The sequence below is a fragment of the Hyalangium gracile genome, from assembly GCF_020103725.1.
In the GTDB taxonomy this organism is placed as follows: Bacteria; Myxococcota; Myxococcia; order Myxococcales; family Myxococcaceae; genus Hyalangium; species Hyalangium gracile.
On the sequence record NZ_JAHXBG010000002.1, the window covers coordinates 655173 to 668270 of the forward strand.

At 65.9% G+C, this 13098-nt stretch carries 12 protein-coding genes; 7 read left to right on the top strand and 5 right to left on the bottom strand.

Annotated features, from left to right (window positions below; genetic code table 11):
* Positions 1 to 229 precede the first annotated feature (229 nt).
* From KY572_RS06195 to KY572_RS06205, 3 genes are all read left to right on the top strand, one after another.
* The gene (locus KY572_RS06195; protein WP_224241355.1) at positions 230 to 1138 is read left to right on the top strand and encodes a DUF6310 domain-containing protein; all 909 of its coding nucleotides are present in this window, start codon (positions 230 to 232) and stop codon (positions 1136 to 1138) included.
* Positions 1135 to 1893, top strand: a complete 759-nt coding sequence (locus KY572_RS06200; protein WP_224241356.1) for a DUF5953 family protein — start codon at positions 1135 to 1137, stop codon at positions 1891 to 1893. The genes KY572_RS06195 and KY572_RS06200 overlap by 4 nt, the downstream gene beginning before the upstream one ends.
* Positions 1894 to 2197: 304 nt before the next feature.
* Positions 2198 to 2566 carry a hypothetical protein gene (locus tag KY572_RS06205; protein WP_224241357.1) on the top strand — a complete coding sequence of 123 codons (369 nt, stop codon included), beginning with the start codon at positions 2198 to 2200 and terminating at the stop codon, positions 2564 to 2566.
* A 58-nt stretch (positions 2567 to 2624) separates the two neighbouring features.
* On the opposite strand, the gene KY572_RS06210 is transcribed toward KY572_RS06205, so the two are convergent.
* A complete protein-coding gene (locus tag KY572_RS06210) occupies positions 2625 to 3929 on the bottom strand; it encodes a radical SAM protein (protein ID WP_224241358.1) in 1305 nt (434 codons plus the stop codon).
* Positions 3930 to 4137: 208 nt separating this feature from the next.
* On the opposite strand from KY572_RS06210, the gene ald reads away from it, so the two are divergent.
* The 4 genes from ald to KY572_RS06230 all read left to right on the top strand — a co-directional run bounded on the left by ald (position 4138) and on the right by KY572_RS06230 (position 9152).
* Complete coding sequence (gene ald / locus KY572_RS06215) at positions 4138 to 5268, top strand: alanine dehydrogenase (protein WP_224241359.1); 1131 nt, start codon at positions 4138 to 4140, stop codon at positions 5266 to 5268.
* Positions 5269 to 5499: 231 nt separating this feature from the next.
* Entirely contained in the window at positions 5500 to 6141 is a 642-nt protein-coding gene (locus KY572_RS06220; protein ID WP_224241360.1) for a sigma-70 family RNA polymerase sigma factor, read from the top strand.
* Positions 6142 to 6211: 70 nt separating this feature from the next.
* Positions 6212 to 7045: an anti-sigma factor family protein gene (locus tag KY572_RS06225; RefSeq protein ID WP_224241361.1), complete on the top strand. Its 834-nt coding sequence runs from the start codon at positions 6212 to 6214 to the stop codon at positions 7043 to 7045.
* 220 nt (positions 7046 to 7265) lie between these two features.
* Positions 7266 to 9152: a response regulator gene (locus KY572_RS06230; RefSeq protein WP_224241362.1), complete on the top strand. Its 1887-nt coding sequence runs from the start codon at positions 7266 to 7268 to the stop codon at positions 9150 to 9152.
* Positions 9153 to 9308: 156 nt separating this feature from the next.
* Here KY572_RS06230 and KY572_RS06235 read toward each other — a convergent pair whose 3' ends face one another.
* From KY572_RS06235 to KY572_RS06250, 4 genes are all read right to left on the bottom strand, one after another.
* Entirely contained in the window at positions 9309 to 10052 is a 744-nt protein-coding gene (locus tag KY572_RS06235; RefSeq protein WP_317987819.1) for a trypsin-like serine protease, read from the bottom strand.
* 160 nt (positions 10053 to 10212) lie between these two features.
* The gene (locus KY572_RS06240; RefSeq protein WP_224241364.1) at positions 10213 to 11124 is read right to left on the bottom strand and encodes a trypsin-like serine protease; all 912 of its coding nucleotides are present in this window, start codon (positions 11122 to 11124) and stop codon (positions 10213 to 10215) included.
* A 39-nt stretch (positions 11125 to 11163) separates the two neighbouring features.
* Positions 11164 to 12294: a hypothetical protein gene (locus tag KY572_RS06245; RefSeq protein ID WP_224241365.1), complete on the bottom strand. Its 1131-nt coding sequence runs from the start codon at positions 12292 to 12294 to the stop codon at positions 11164 to 11166.
* Positions 12291 to 13061, bottom strand: a complete 771-nt coding sequence (locus KY572_RS06250) for a type III pantothenate kinase (RefSeq protein WP_224241517.1) — start codon at positions 13059 to 13061, stop codon at positions 12291 to 12293. The genes KY572_RS06245 and KY572_RS06250 overlap by 4 nt, the downstream gene beginning before the upstream one ends.
* Between the last annotated feature and the right edge of the window lie 37 nt (positions 13062 to 13098).

Consider the following 13098-nt stretch of genomic DNA (forward strand, 5'->3'; position numbering starts at 1 on the left):
AGAACTCCCACAGCGCGCACAGCACTCGGCATGAAGCACCTCACGGTGGAGACAATAGTCGACCGATATTGAGCGTAGGGCTGATTCCCTTCGACCGCGTAGCCAATCACTTGTCGGCGAGCCAGCGGCGGCCCCTTCCGGGCCTACGCGGCGTGAGAGTGTCCTGGCATACTCCAGAGTGGGCCACCTTTTGCCTATGGCTCCCCGCAGGACCGAAAGGGCATTGGCCATGCGTCTCCGAACTTGCAGCGCCCTCCTGCTCCTTCTCTCGGCCTGCGCGACGATGGATCCGATCCCGGGAGAACCGGAGGACCCGAGCCAGAGGCTCGCCAACCTTCAGCGGGCGGCCCTCTACCCCTGGACGGATGATGGGCAGTGCGTGGTGCGAGAAGCCTCCAACGAATGGCCTATCCTGGCGGAGCGGTGCTTTAACGCTCTCGACCGCGACAGGGTGAGGTTTCGGGATGTGACAAAGAAATGCGCTGTCGCCTACGCGGATGCAGCCGTTCCTGCAGCCCCCGCGGTCGTAGCCCTCTGTATCTTTGCGTCTCCGGCGGTTGTCACTGGAGCAGTGATTGTCATTGGAACCGTGGTGGTGGCGGTTGCCATCAAAGAGGGGATTGACGCTTATCAACGGAACGCATCCCGCGAGCGTGCGAAGCCCAAGACGCAACCGAGACCCGCCGAGGAACCGTTTGCGAACCAAACACCCAAGCCAAAGGAATCACCCACCGGAGACATCTTCCCAGTACCGGACTCCACCCAGCCCCGCCTGGAGTGCGAACCGGTCCCGGTGCCTCGCGCAACCAAAGATGAGCCGCATAACGAGTGCGCCGACAAGTTTCCGCCGAACCGTTATCCCGGAATGGACGTGCGCGTGGGTGGCAAGCGCTTTGATGCGCTGCAAGTCGGCGGGCGCGTGCTGTGGGAGATCAAGACCCATCAATTTGATAAATACAATGCCTTCGTCCAGAAGATGGAGATCGACAAGGAACTCAATCAAATCAGAAAGGAGCGAGACGTCGCCGTGGTATGCGGATATGACTTCGTTGTAGGGGTGAGCACCCAAGAGCACAAGGCCGCGCTGCTGTATGAAGAACCCACACTCAACATCGTCGTCACGGGATGCAAACGATGACTACACGAGCCAGACTCGGAATCATCGTCTACGCACCTGCGCTCGTGGGCAAGGACGGTCGCACGGTCGACGTCATCCGTGGGATGGAAAATGCGCTCCCCGGCCTCCGTCTGGAATGGCGGCTCTCCGCGGGAGGGCGCCCCATCCTATTGCCTCAGCGCGACGCATGGCTCGTAGAGAGCATCAAGGACGGGGAATTCCCTATTGTGTGCAACGGGAACCTGAGTTACCCCATTACAGTCAAAGGGAGGGAACGGTCGGGACTCGTCAGCCCAGGGAGCCAGCCCCAGTTTCAAGTCCATGCAGACATGCCACTGGATGAGCCCGTGATCGCGGCAGCGGCGGCTGTGCTTGAAGGCATGGCGGATGGCGCCCGCGCGTTCTGGGGACATGCGTCGCCGTATAGTTACGGCGCGGAAGTCTCGCAGCAGTTTCGCCGCTCGACTCATGAACCCGAGTTCTCACCTCGTGGGCTTCCCATGCTCACCCTTCCAGAGAAACTCCCCTCGCCTGAGATTCCATGGTTCCTCGCGTGGCTGAACTACTGGTCTTCCGCTGCTGCGAAGGCCATCAGGTTCCCGGACCCGGCTCGCGATGCCGATCTGCTCACGCGAGCGCGGCGCACGGCGTCGGGGGGATGGGTCGTACAGCTCACCGAGGCGCCGCTCGATTACGACAACCCCGCCCACCTGGACGCGCTCAAACGGGCCTACGAGCGCTTCCCAGAGATCGGCGGGCGCGTACCCCCACGCTAACTGCGACTGGTACGTCCCCATGGAGGGGTCCTTCGTGACGGCCTCCAGCAGCGTGCCGCATAGCAGGGACCGGTAGCGCTGCTGTGGCTCGCAGTGGAGGATCCGCAGGGCTGACATGTCGCTTTCGAGTGCTGACGTGTCAATGCCGACGCAAAACGTCCACTCTGGAAGTTCTGAACGGCCTCTCCAGAGGAACGACGCGAGGCTGCTGTCCTGGCATCCCGCGTGCAATCTCCCGGGACGAAGTTCCTCCATGGCACTCGCGAATGGGTGCCACCCACCAGGCAGATGAAGGAGCGTCCTCATGAAGCAGAGCAAGATGATCAGCGGCCCCGTCCCGGAACACATCAAGACCAGGACCCGTGAGGAGTTCCTCGCGCAGACGAACTTCGGGGCATTGTCGGGTGACGATCTCTACTGGCTGCTGTATCGAGCTGCCTCGGAAGCGCAGGGGTCGCTTGACAAGTTCTTGAATGAGGTGGAGCAATTGCTTACAGCCAAGCTGGGGGAAGGGAATTTCATTTTTGTTGTTCGCGCAGGGGCCTCCATTTCCAGCGATGGAGGCTACGGAGGCTCAGCGCTTCCCAATTCCCAGTACTGGGCTGGATATGCAGGAGTTCTCCCAGGCTTTGGGGCGAACCACGCCATCGCGTGCTCTGTGTTCTGGCGTTGAACGAGGAGGGTGGAGGCACTGGCGGAGAATCCACCGACAGTGTCTGACCACCTGATGACTACGCGGCGCCGGCCGCGTTGTCCCGCTCGTCCAGCCCGCGCGCGAAGTTGCCGATGATGAGCCCCGGCCGCGCCGCCTTCAGCCGCTTCAGCAGCGTGCGGATGCCCACGGGCTCTCCGCCCGCGCCCTTGTCCCGCGCCACGTCCAGGTACTGGAGCGGATCGATGCACAGCGAGCGCGTCTGCACCTGATCCACCTGGTACTTGCGCACCAGCCGCTCCAGGGCCTTCACCTCGCCCTCGCGGTCCGTCACGCCCGGGAACAGCAGCAGGTTCAGCGCCAGGTACGCGCCGCGCTCCCGCGCCAGCGCGATCGACGCCTCCACGTCCTCCCACGTGTACTTCACTGGCTTGTAGTAGGCCTCGTAGAGATCCTTCACCGCCGAGTTCAGCGACACCCGGATCGCATCCAGCCCCGCGTCGAACAGCGCCACCAGGCCGTGCGTCAGGCTCCCGTTGGTGTTGATGTTGATCGAGCCCTTGTCCGTCCGCGCCCGCATGTAGCGGATCGCCTCCGCGATGGCCTTGTAGCGCGTCAGCGGCTCGCCCTCGCAGCCCTGCCCGAAGCTCACCATCGTCCGGCCCGGCGCGCGCTCCAGGTGGTAGAGGCCGATCACCCCCATCTCCTCGCCCGTCGGCCCGTCATCCATCCGCTCGTGCGAGGCGGGCGGCCCGTCCTCCGGCTGATCCGAGATGCACCCCACGCACCGCGCGTTGCACATCACCGACGCCGGGATCGCCGCCTCGTCGCGCACATAGAACGTGTTCTGCGACGTGAAGCACCGGTACAGCAGCGCGCACGTCTTCAGCTGCTTGAGCACCCGGTTGCCCGGAAAGCGCGCCATGTGACTGTCCACCAGCGAACGCATCTCCGGCGTCGAGTACTTCTCCGGGTCCCAGTGGCTGCGCGTGTCCGTGTGGATGGCCCACGCCACCGGCCCCTCCTTGCCCCAGGCCGCCGCCGTGTACGCCCACTGCGGCAGGATGGGCCCGTCCCCCTTCACCTCGCCCGGCAGGAACGTCCGCGTGTACCCCGGAGGCAGCAGCGCCCCCACTGCGTTGGGCACAAACGTTCTTCCTCCCACCTTCATCTCGCGCACCAGCTCCAGCTCACCCGTCTCCGGGTGCAGCCCTACCGGCAGCCGGCCCGGCAGGTGAACGAGCCTTCCAGCGGAGGGCAGCGGGATGGGCCGGTCCTGCGGGGGGACGAGCTCCTCCCCACTGCGCAGGGTGGCAATCAGGTACGGATGCTCCAGCACCCGCCCCTTCGGATCGGCGAACAGCAGCTTGGGGCCCGACGTCATGCCCTCCTTAACTACCACCACCGCCGGTTCCCTTCGATGATTGCCTGTCCGCATGCGTCACCGCCCCCCCGCCGCCGCGCGTCATGCACGCCGCGCCGCGCCACGCTCCCTCGCTTGCCGGAGCCATCAGCCGCGCTCGGGGGGCCGCCTTGATTCCCAGGGATCCGCTGGTATGGTCCGCCCGCTTTTTTCGCCCTGGAGGCACGTCGTGATCGTCGGAGTTCCCAAGGAGATCAAAACCCGTGAGTACCGCGTCGGCATGGTGCCCGCGGGCGTGCGCGCGCTGACCAGCGCTGGCCACACGGTCCTCGTCGAGATGAATGCCGGCGTCGGCTCGGGCATCCCCGACTCCGAGTACCAGCGCGTGGGTGCGCAGATCGTCAAGAGCGCGGACGAGGTGTGGTCCCGCTCGGAGATGATCGTCAAGGTCAAGGAGCCCATCGCGCCCGAGTACGAGCGCATCCAGCCCGGCCAGATCATCTACACCTACTTCCACCTGGCCGGCGTGGATCCGGAGCTCACCAAGACGCTGGTGAAGAAGAAGGCCGCCGCGGTGGCCTACGAGACGCTGCAGCTGGATGACGGCAGCCTGCCCCTGCTCAAGCCCATGAGCGAGGTGGCCGGAAAGATGGCCATCCAGGTGGGCGCCACCTGCCTGGAGAAGGCGCACGGCGGCAAGGGCATCCTGCTGGGAGGCGTGCCCGGCGTGCGCCGCGGCCGCGTCACCGTCATCGGCGGCGGCGTGGTGGGCCTGTGCGCCGCCAAGGTCGCCGTGGGCATGGGCGCCGAGGTGTCCATCCTCGACGTGAACCTGGAGCGCCTCACCTACCTGGATGACGTGTTCCTCGGCCGCGTGGCCACCCTGGCCTCCGACACCGAGTCCATCGCCCGCACCGTGCGCGAGTCGGATCTCGTCATCGGCGGCGTGCTCATCCCCGGCGGCAAGGCGCCCAAGCTCGTCTCCGAGGCCCTCATCAAGGAGATGGAGCCCGGCTCCGTCGTCGTGGACGTCGCCGTGGATCAGGGCGGCTGCATCGAGACGTGCAAGCCCACCACGCACGACAACCCCACCTACCTGGTGCACGACGTGGTCCACTACTGCGTGGCCAACATGCCGGGCGCCGTGCCGCAGACGTCCACCTTCGCGCTCACCAACACCACCCGCCCCTACGCCAAGAAGATCGCCGACATGGGCCTGGTGGAGGCCGTGAAGTCCGACAAGGCCCTGGCCCGCGCCATGAACACCTACGACGGCAAGGTCACCTACGAGGCCGTCGCGAAGGACCTGGGCTACGACTACGTGCCCCTGATGGACGCCCTGGGCGCCAAGGGCCGGTAGGTCAAGCCCGTACCCCGGTCCACCAAGGGAGGTAGGGTCGCCTGGACTCCTACCTCCCCTGGCAGAGTGTCGGGAATAAACGTTGCCGCCAGTTGTATCCAGCCCTTAGGAGCAGCCGTGCGAACGGCAAGGGAGGCGGATTGCGTTGTTGACCCTTCTGTTCCCGTGCATACATTGATGGGCAGACAACGACGCATTCGCCTGTAATTTCGGGCCCTTGGAAGGCGGGATATGTTGGACTTCAGGCAACCGAACCGGACGAAGCAGGAATTCGAGGAGCTGGCCCTGGCCCACCTGGACCCGCTCTACTCCGCCGCGCTGCGGCTGACGAAGAACGAGCGCGACGCGGAAGATCTCGTGCAGGACACCTGCATGCGGGCCTACCGCTTCTTCGACAAGTTCGAGCGCGGTACCAACATCAAGGCCTGGCTCTTCAAGATCCTCACCAACACCTTCATCAACCGCTACCGGCGCAAGGTGAAGGAGCGCACGGTGGTGGAAGGCGTGGAGCGCGAGGCCGTGCACGAGCGCTTCGTGAGCCGGGACGCGACGGACTTCGCGGCCAACCCCGAGCAGTACTTCTTCGACCGGCTGCTGTCGGACGATGTGCTGCGCGCGATTGACTCGCTGCCCATCGACTTCCGGCTGGTGGTGATCCTCGCGGATCTGCAGGAGTTCTCCTACAAGGAGATCGCCGAGATCCTCGAGTGCCCGGTGGGCACGGTGATGAGCCGCCTGTTCCGTGGGCGCAAGCTGCTGCAGAAGACGCTGCGCGAGTACGCCGAGGGCCAGGGAGTATTCCGCCATGAGGGCGAGCCCGTGATCGCACCGGCGAACCTGGAAGAGTACCGGCAAAGGAAGAAGACAGGGTAGAACGAGGTTGACGGGCCCGAGGGTATTTAAACCCGAGGGCCCGTGGCATCTCCGCCCTCTTCGAGCGCTCATGAACTGCCAGGAACTCGATCGCCTGCTCTACCCCTACCTCGACGGCGAGTTTCAGCCCGAGGAACGGATGGATGTGGAGACCCACCTCGAGGCGTGCGCTGACTGCGCGCGCCGGGTGGAGAAGGAACGGGAGATTCAGCATGCGCTGCGCCGCGCCGCGCGCCACTCCGTTCAGTCCGGCCGCGCCCCCCAGTCGCTGCGGATGGGAATCCAGGTGGGGCTGCGCCGCGAGCAGCGCCGCGCCTCGCAGATGCAGTGGCTGCGCCTGAGCGCCGCGGCGCTCGTGGTGGTGGCCGTGGGCGGCGGGTGGATCGCCCTCCGCCCCGAGGAGCGCCAGCGCTTCGTGGAGGACGCGGCCCGCCGGCACGCCAAGCGCCTGCCCGTGGAGATCTCCAACGCGGCCCCCGAGCACGTGGAGGCCTGGTTCAACGGCAAGCTGGATCACCAGGTGTCGATCCCGCGCCTGCCCAACGCCCAGCTGTCCGGGGCGCGCATCTCCAACGTGAAGGATCGGCCCGCCGCCTACATCAGCTACGAGACGCGCCCGGAGCGCGAGGGCCAGGAGGCCCGCCGCATCGGCGTCTTCGTCTTCGACGACGCGGCGCGGGATCTGGACGCCCAGGCGCTACCCTCCGTGCACGTGGACTCGAGCCAGGGCTACAACGTGGCTGTCTGGCGGGATGGCGAAGTCGTCTACGAGCTCGTGACGGATCTGTCCGAGGCGGACATCCGCAAGATGTTGCAGGAGAAGGAGCGCTCCTCGCGCGTGGCCAACGTGCCGCGTGCGGAGCCCGTCGTCCTTCCCATCTCCAACGTGTCCCACTCGCCCTGAGGGCGCTCCGGGCGGCCGTTCCTGCCCCGCGGTCCGAGGGTGGTTTCCACCCTTGATCGCTCGGCCGCTCGGCGGGAGGACACCTGCGGACATTGGCTGGCCCGAACATTGACCGACCCCACGGTGGCCGATAGCCTCTCGGGGAGATTCTGTTCCTCGAATGCCGTCGCTCGCGCGTGGCCCACCGCCCGCGCCGCACCCCTGGTCGGGCCGCCCGTTCATGTCCAAGAAAATCCTCATCGTCGAAAGTGACACCGCCCTCTCCTCCACCCTGCGCGAGGCGCTCGAGGCCAAGGGCTTCGCGGTGGACGAGACCACCGACGGCAAGGGGAGCATGGATCAGATCCGCCGTGATCGGCCGGACCTGGTGGTGCTCGCGGTGGATCTGTCCGGCGGACAGAACGGCTACCTCATCTGCGGCAAGCTGAAGAAGGACGACGATCTCAAGAACGTCCCCATCGTCATCATCGGCAACCCGGACGGCTTCGCGGCGCACCGCAAGCTCAAGGCCCACGCGGACGAGTACGTGGCCAAGCCCGTGGACTCGGATCAGCTCGTGGACCGGGTGGGAGCGCTGATCGGCTTCCCCGAGGTCGTCGTCGGAGAGGTGGTCGAGGACGAGGGCCTGACGCTCGACGGGCTGACGGATGAGCCGCTGGATCAGGACGAGCCGCTCGCCGGAGGAGCCGAGGAGATCGCCGTCAGTGACACGCCCGCGGAGGGCGAGGACCTGGACATGCTGGACGAGGCGTTCAGCGACATGTCCGATCCGAGCACCTCGGCGGAGGAGGAGCCCGTGGTGGCGCCTCCGGAGGCCTCCGGAGGCGAGGAGGAGTTCGACGCGCTCGACAACCTGGGCCGCGACGCCGAGGACGCGCTGGACTCGCTGGGCGACGACGAGAAGACGCAGATCGGCTTCATGGCGCCCACCCCTCCCCCACCGGTTCCCGAGCCCGTGAAGCAGCCGGCGCCGTCTCGGCCGGCGATGACGCTGCCCGCGGTTCCGGCGGCGAGCGCCTCTTCTTCCCGGCCCGCGGCGGTCTCCAGCCCCGCGGCCGCCGCGACGTCCGCCGCGGATGCCGCCGAGCTGCGCAACCTGCGCGCGAAGGTGGCGGAGCTGCAGAGCGCGCTGTCGGAGGCGCAGTCCCAGGCCTCCTCCTCGGAGAGCCGCATCCAGGAGCTGGAGTCCCAGCTCGAGACGCAGAGCACGGAGCTGGAGACGGCGAGGGCCTCCGCCGGCAAGAGCGACAAGGACTCGTTCGCGCTCAAGGACGCGGTCAACAAGAAGGACAAGGAGATCCTCCGGCTCAAGAGCGAGCTGAACCTCAAGGAGCAGGAGAAGGACAAGGAGATCAACCGGCTCAAGGGCGAGCTGTCCCAGAAGGAGCACGACTTCGTCGAGCTCCAGGACAAGCAGCTGGAGCTGGAGCGGCAGACCACCGAGTCCGCCGCGGAGATGGCCCGCCGCGACGCGCAGATCAAGACGCTCACCGGCAAGGTGGATCAGCTCACCTCGGACAAGAAGAAGGTGGAGCAGCAGCTCACCGCCGCGAAGGACGAGGCGCGCGCCTCCTCCTCGAAGCTCACCGCGCTGCAGGCCGAGGTGGACGCCCACAACGAGCAGCAGGCCTCCACGCAGGCGGAGCTGGAGGAGCTGCGCGGCAAGGTGAGCCAGGTCGAGACGGAGCTCGAGACGGCGCGCGGCGAGGCGGACGGGCTGCGCGGCCAGGTAGAGAGCGCCCAGCAGGAGACCAGCGAGCTGCGCGGCCAGCTGGAGGCCGTGCAGTCCGAGCTGGAGACGGTGCGCGGCGAGCTGGAGACGGCCCGCGGCGAGCTGGAGACGGTGCGCGGCGAGCTGGAGACGGCCCGCGGCGAGCTGGAGAGCCAGGCGACCCAGGCCGCCGAGGAGGCCGAGGGCCTGCGCAAGCGCATCACCGAGCTGGAGGAGGCGGCGGTGCGCAACGAGGAGCGCGTCACCAAGCTCTACACCCGCATCAAGAACGACGAGAAGCTGCGCGAGCGCGCGAAGAAGGCGCTCGGCATCGCCCAGCAGCTCCTGGAAGAGGCCCCCTCCGCCACCGAGGAGGCGGACGAGGCCGCCGCCTGAAGCTCCCGCGGATGAGCCCTTGAGGGAACCTCCTGGGCACAGTACCCCAGGGACACAGGTCGCGGGTCCCTCGCTGCGGGGCGGGTCCCCCCGTCACTGACGGGTCCGCCCGCCCCGGCGTCCCGCTCTCCCTCTGACCACGGCTCGTCCGACTGATCAGCGCGTCGGACGGGTGTCGGCGTCCTTGATCATTTTCTCGATCCACGCCCTGTGATGATGGGTACTCGTATACGTGGACGTCTTGCCCATGTCCGCGCTCGAGAGAATTCCCACCAGTTTGTCTTCGACGAAGCAGCCCCCTCCACTGTCGCCGCATGCCCCAAGAGCACTCTCACGATCCGCGATCGTGAAGAGTTCTCCACCTGACTCCTTCGTGGACACCGTGTTGTATCCAAAGCGGCGCACAGGATTGAGATCCGTGTACTTGCACTCTCCATCCCCATTCAGCGCATCCGCACCAAAACCGGTGAGGATCACTCTACTCTCGTCCTGAATCTCATCCGCGTGGAGCATGGCGTGCGGAACCCCTTCTGGCGCCCTGTCCCTCAAGCGGATCACAGCAAGGTCGGCGGTCCTCGATGTCACCTTGTCTTGACCATCCATCTTCCTGGTCACCAGCCTGAAGTCGGGATTCGGTATCACCTCGCCCAGGCGGAATTGCGCATCGCTCTTTTCCTTCGACTCTTGCCGGTACATCACTGTCTGCACCAGAGCTTCGCTCCAGCAGGTCGACTTGTCTCGCACCTGGCTCGTGTCAAAGAATCCTTCATACCGATACCCGCAGACGCAGTGCGCGGCAGTGAGAACCAGCCGAGGATGAATCAGCACTCCGCTGCAGTCTGGCTTCCGCTGGGCGCGATTCTTCATGATCACGACCACGGACGAGTACTTGTTTCCCACGTCCGTCTCGTGAGGCCCCAGGATGGCTGGCACTTCAGAATACCGTGGCCGTCCCGCCACCGGCGCCCCGGCACATCCGGCCCAGACGAGCGAGAGCGTGAGCATCCTCGTCAGCTGAAAAAGGCTCGGTGGTCGAAAAGCCATGCAATGAGCCCTCACTCTACTTCTTGCCATTCTCCATGGAGTTCGGTGCGTTCGCTCTTTGCAAGGCAGCAGCCAGCCACTCGCCATGAACGTACAGGCTCGTGCAGGCAGGCCTATCACCCAACCCTCTATTGGACACCCCGACCAGGGAGACTCCCGCACTGTCCTGGCGAAGGCACGGTTCACCACTCCCGCTCGTGAACGCAGCTCCGTGCGGCTCGAACAACACTTCATCGCCGCCATCCACAGGGACTGTCTTTATCCTCTTCCGACCAAAGCGGCGAACTCCATAAATCAGCTCGGTCGCTGTGTCATAGCCATATCCAGCCATGAGAATGATCTCGCCCGCCTTCGCCTCGGAGTCCGCGAGACGAACCGGCACGGAAGCACCCGCCACGGGGCGATCTAGAAGAGCGACCGCAAGATCCGCCTTGCTGGAGAGAGGGTGTGCTCGCTCATCCAGGGCCACCTTCATTTCAGGATGGACCAGAACCCTCCCGTAGGCTGTCTCCGAAAGAAATCCAGGAGGGACCGAAGGAGCCGCTGGACGTTCATGATAGGTAATGCTCGTCACGGACACTTCTTCCGCGCAGTTCGAGCCATCTATCAAGAACCTCTCATTGCCTCCCGAGTCTGTAGACGCTCGCCGCGCGCATACGCAATGGCCTGCCGTCAGGACCAGGCTCGGGTGGATGAGAACACCCGTGCATTTGAGCGTCTCTCCCGTCTTCATCGAGGCGGCCACGATGACGGCGAATACGAACTGATTCCTTACATCCTCGGTGCCATCTTGCAGGGCGATGCGCTCGTCAACGGGGAGCACTTCGCCCCCCTTCGGCTGGGTGGACTGCGAACCGCATGCGCCGCAAGAGGAAATAAACGCAGCGTAAAGCGCGGTGGGGACCATCGCCTTCCAACTGTTCCTCATGGCCCTCCTTTTCCGCGCACAACCCAGCCCGCGCCGGGACTACTTGTCTTCCTTCTTCGGCGCCGTCTTCTTCTCCACGAGCTTCTTGGCGAACGTCGCCACGCCCGAGGGCACGTTCCGGTCACGGGCGAGATCCTTCAGCTCCGTGTCCCTCAGCCCACTGAGGAACTTCATCACCACCGTGAGCGGCACCTTCGGGTTCTTCACCAGCGCCAGCTTGATCTTCTGGTTCTTCGTCCACTCGCGGTTGTTGTAGACGATGCGCAGCACCTCTTCGTTCGCCGCGCGGTTGGAGGCCGTCGCCAGCACCTCGCCATCCGTGATGCGCGGGCTGCGGATCACCGCCGTGCACACCAGCTTGTTGGAGTCGCGGATCAGCAGCGTGCGCGCCTCCTTGTTGCCCAGCGTCGCCAGCTTGATCTTCTCGGCGATGCTCATCTTCATGATGCGCTGGGTGAGGTTGAGCCGCTTGCCCTCCTCCATCGGCGCGGCGCTCTCCTCCGCCACCTCCTTGAAGTCCTGGAGCACCTGCTCCGCCGTAGGGCCCGGGTCCGGCGGCGCCTGCACCGCCTGCGGCCCGAACAGGCGCACCCGCGCCGCCTGCATCTGCGGCACGTCCGCCAGCGTCAGCCCGCTGCGCACCGCGAAGTCGCACACCGAGTCGATCAGCGCCTGGCCGGCGTTGGGGTTGGTGCACAGCTTGCGAACGATGTCCTCGTGCCTCAGCACGCGCAGCTGGTTCTGACCGATGATCTCCGCCAGCTTCGCGCTGCACCCCGCCGCCACGTCCGCCACCGCCTCGTCCGGCGTGGTGGCGTTGAGCACCAACATCTCCGCGTAGGTGTCATTGCCCTTCAGCAGCCCCAGGAACCAGCCGAGCACCGGCGCCTGGACACCCTCGTCCCGCAACGCCGAGCCCAGGATCCGGTCCGGCAGCCCCGAGGCCGTCTTGGCCGCCGTGTCACGAATGTTCTGCTCCGCGTCGTAGGTCAGCATGTACAGCGCGCCCAGCATGTCCGAGGGGCTCAGCGGCACCAGCCCCTTGGCCGCCATCATCCGCAGCGGCACCGGCGCCGCCGGATCCACATGCTTGCGCATGTTGGGCGGCAGGAACTCCGAGTTGAACGGACAGCCCGCCGGAGCGGGAGGCACGGGAGCGGCGGTCGTCATGAGGCGTGATTCCTTCCGTAGATGATGCGCAGGCCCTCGAGCGTGAGGAACTCGTCCACTTCCTGGATGGCCTTGGACTCGCTGGCCACCAGCGGCGCCAGGCCCCCCGTGGCCACGACGCGGACGGGGAAGCCCAGCTCCGCCTGCATCCGCTGGCAGATGCCGTCCACCAGCCCCACGTAGCCGTAGACGAAGCCGGACTGCATGGAGTGCACCGTGTTGCGGCCCACCACGTGCGGCGGCCGGGCGAACTCCACCCGCGGCAGCTTCGAGGCGTTCTGGAACAGCGCCTCCATGGCGATGTTGATGCCCGGGCAGATGGCGCCACCCAGGTACTCCCCCTTGGGCGACACCGCGTCGAAGGTGGTGGCCGTGCCGAAGTCCACCACGATCAGCCCGCCGTGGTGCTTCTCGTAGGCCGCCACCGAGTTGACGATCCGGTCCGCGCCCACCTCGCGCGGGTTGTCGTAGAGGATGGGCATGCCCGTCTTCACGCCCGGCCCCACGAACATGGGGCGCGTCTTGAAGTAGCGCTCGCTCATCTTCTCCAGGTTGAACTGGAGCGGCGGCACCACGCTGGAGACGGCCACCGCCGTCACCTTGTCCGGCTCGATGCCGCTGTACTGGCAGAGCTGTCGCACGAAGATGCCGTACTCGTCATAGGTGCGGCGGGCGTTGGTCTCCATGCGCCAGTGCGCCAGGAGCTTCTTCCCGTCGTACACCCCGAGCACGGTGTTGGTGTTGCCGACGTCGATCGCGAGGAGCATCACGCGCGCACTCTAGCGCGAAGGCGCTCCGTGCGGA

Bases quoted from the DNA above. Each gene is read 5' to 3' on its own strand.
- KY572_RS06225 (WP_224241361.1), top strand. From the start codon at position 6,212: ATGAACTGCCAGGAACTCGATCGCCTGCTCTACCCCTACCTCGACGGC.
- KY572_RS06205 (WP_224241357.1), top strand. From the start codon at position 2,198: ATGAAGCAGAGCAAGATGATCAGCGGCCCCGTCCCGGAACACATCAAG.
- KY572_RS06220 (WP_224241360.1), top strand. From the start codon at position 5,500: ATGTTGGACTTCAGGCAACCGAACCGGACGAAGCAGGAATTCGAGGAG.
- KY572_RS06240 (WP_224241364.1), bottom strand. From the start codon at position 11,124: ATGAGGAACAGTTGGAAGGCGATGGTCCCCACCGCGCTTTACGCTGCG.
- KY572_RS06250 (WP_224241517.1), bottom strand. From the start codon at position 13,061: ATGCTCCTCGCGATCGACGTCGGCAACACCAACACCGTGCTCGGGGTG.
- KY572_RS06230 (WP_224241362.1), top strand. From the start codon at position 7,266: ATGTCCAAGAAAATCCTCATCGTCGAAAGTGACACCGCCCTCTCCTCC.
- KY572_RS06200 (WP_224241356.1), top strand. From the start codon at position 1,135: ATGACTACACGAGCCAGACTCGGAATCATCGTCTACGCACCTGCGCTC.
- KY572_RS06195 (WP_224241355.1), top strand. From the start codon at position 230: ATGCGTCTCCGAACTTGCAGCGCCCTCCTGCTCCTTCTCTCGGCCTGC.
- KY572_RS06245 (WP_224241365.1), bottom strand. From the start codon at position 12,294: ATGACGACCGCCGCTCCCGTGCCTCCCGCTCCGGCGGGCTGTCCGTTC.
- KY572_RS06210 (WP_224241358.1), bottom strand. From the start codon at position 3,929: ATGACGTCGGGCCCCAAGCTGCTGTTCGCCGATCCGAAGGGGCGGGTG.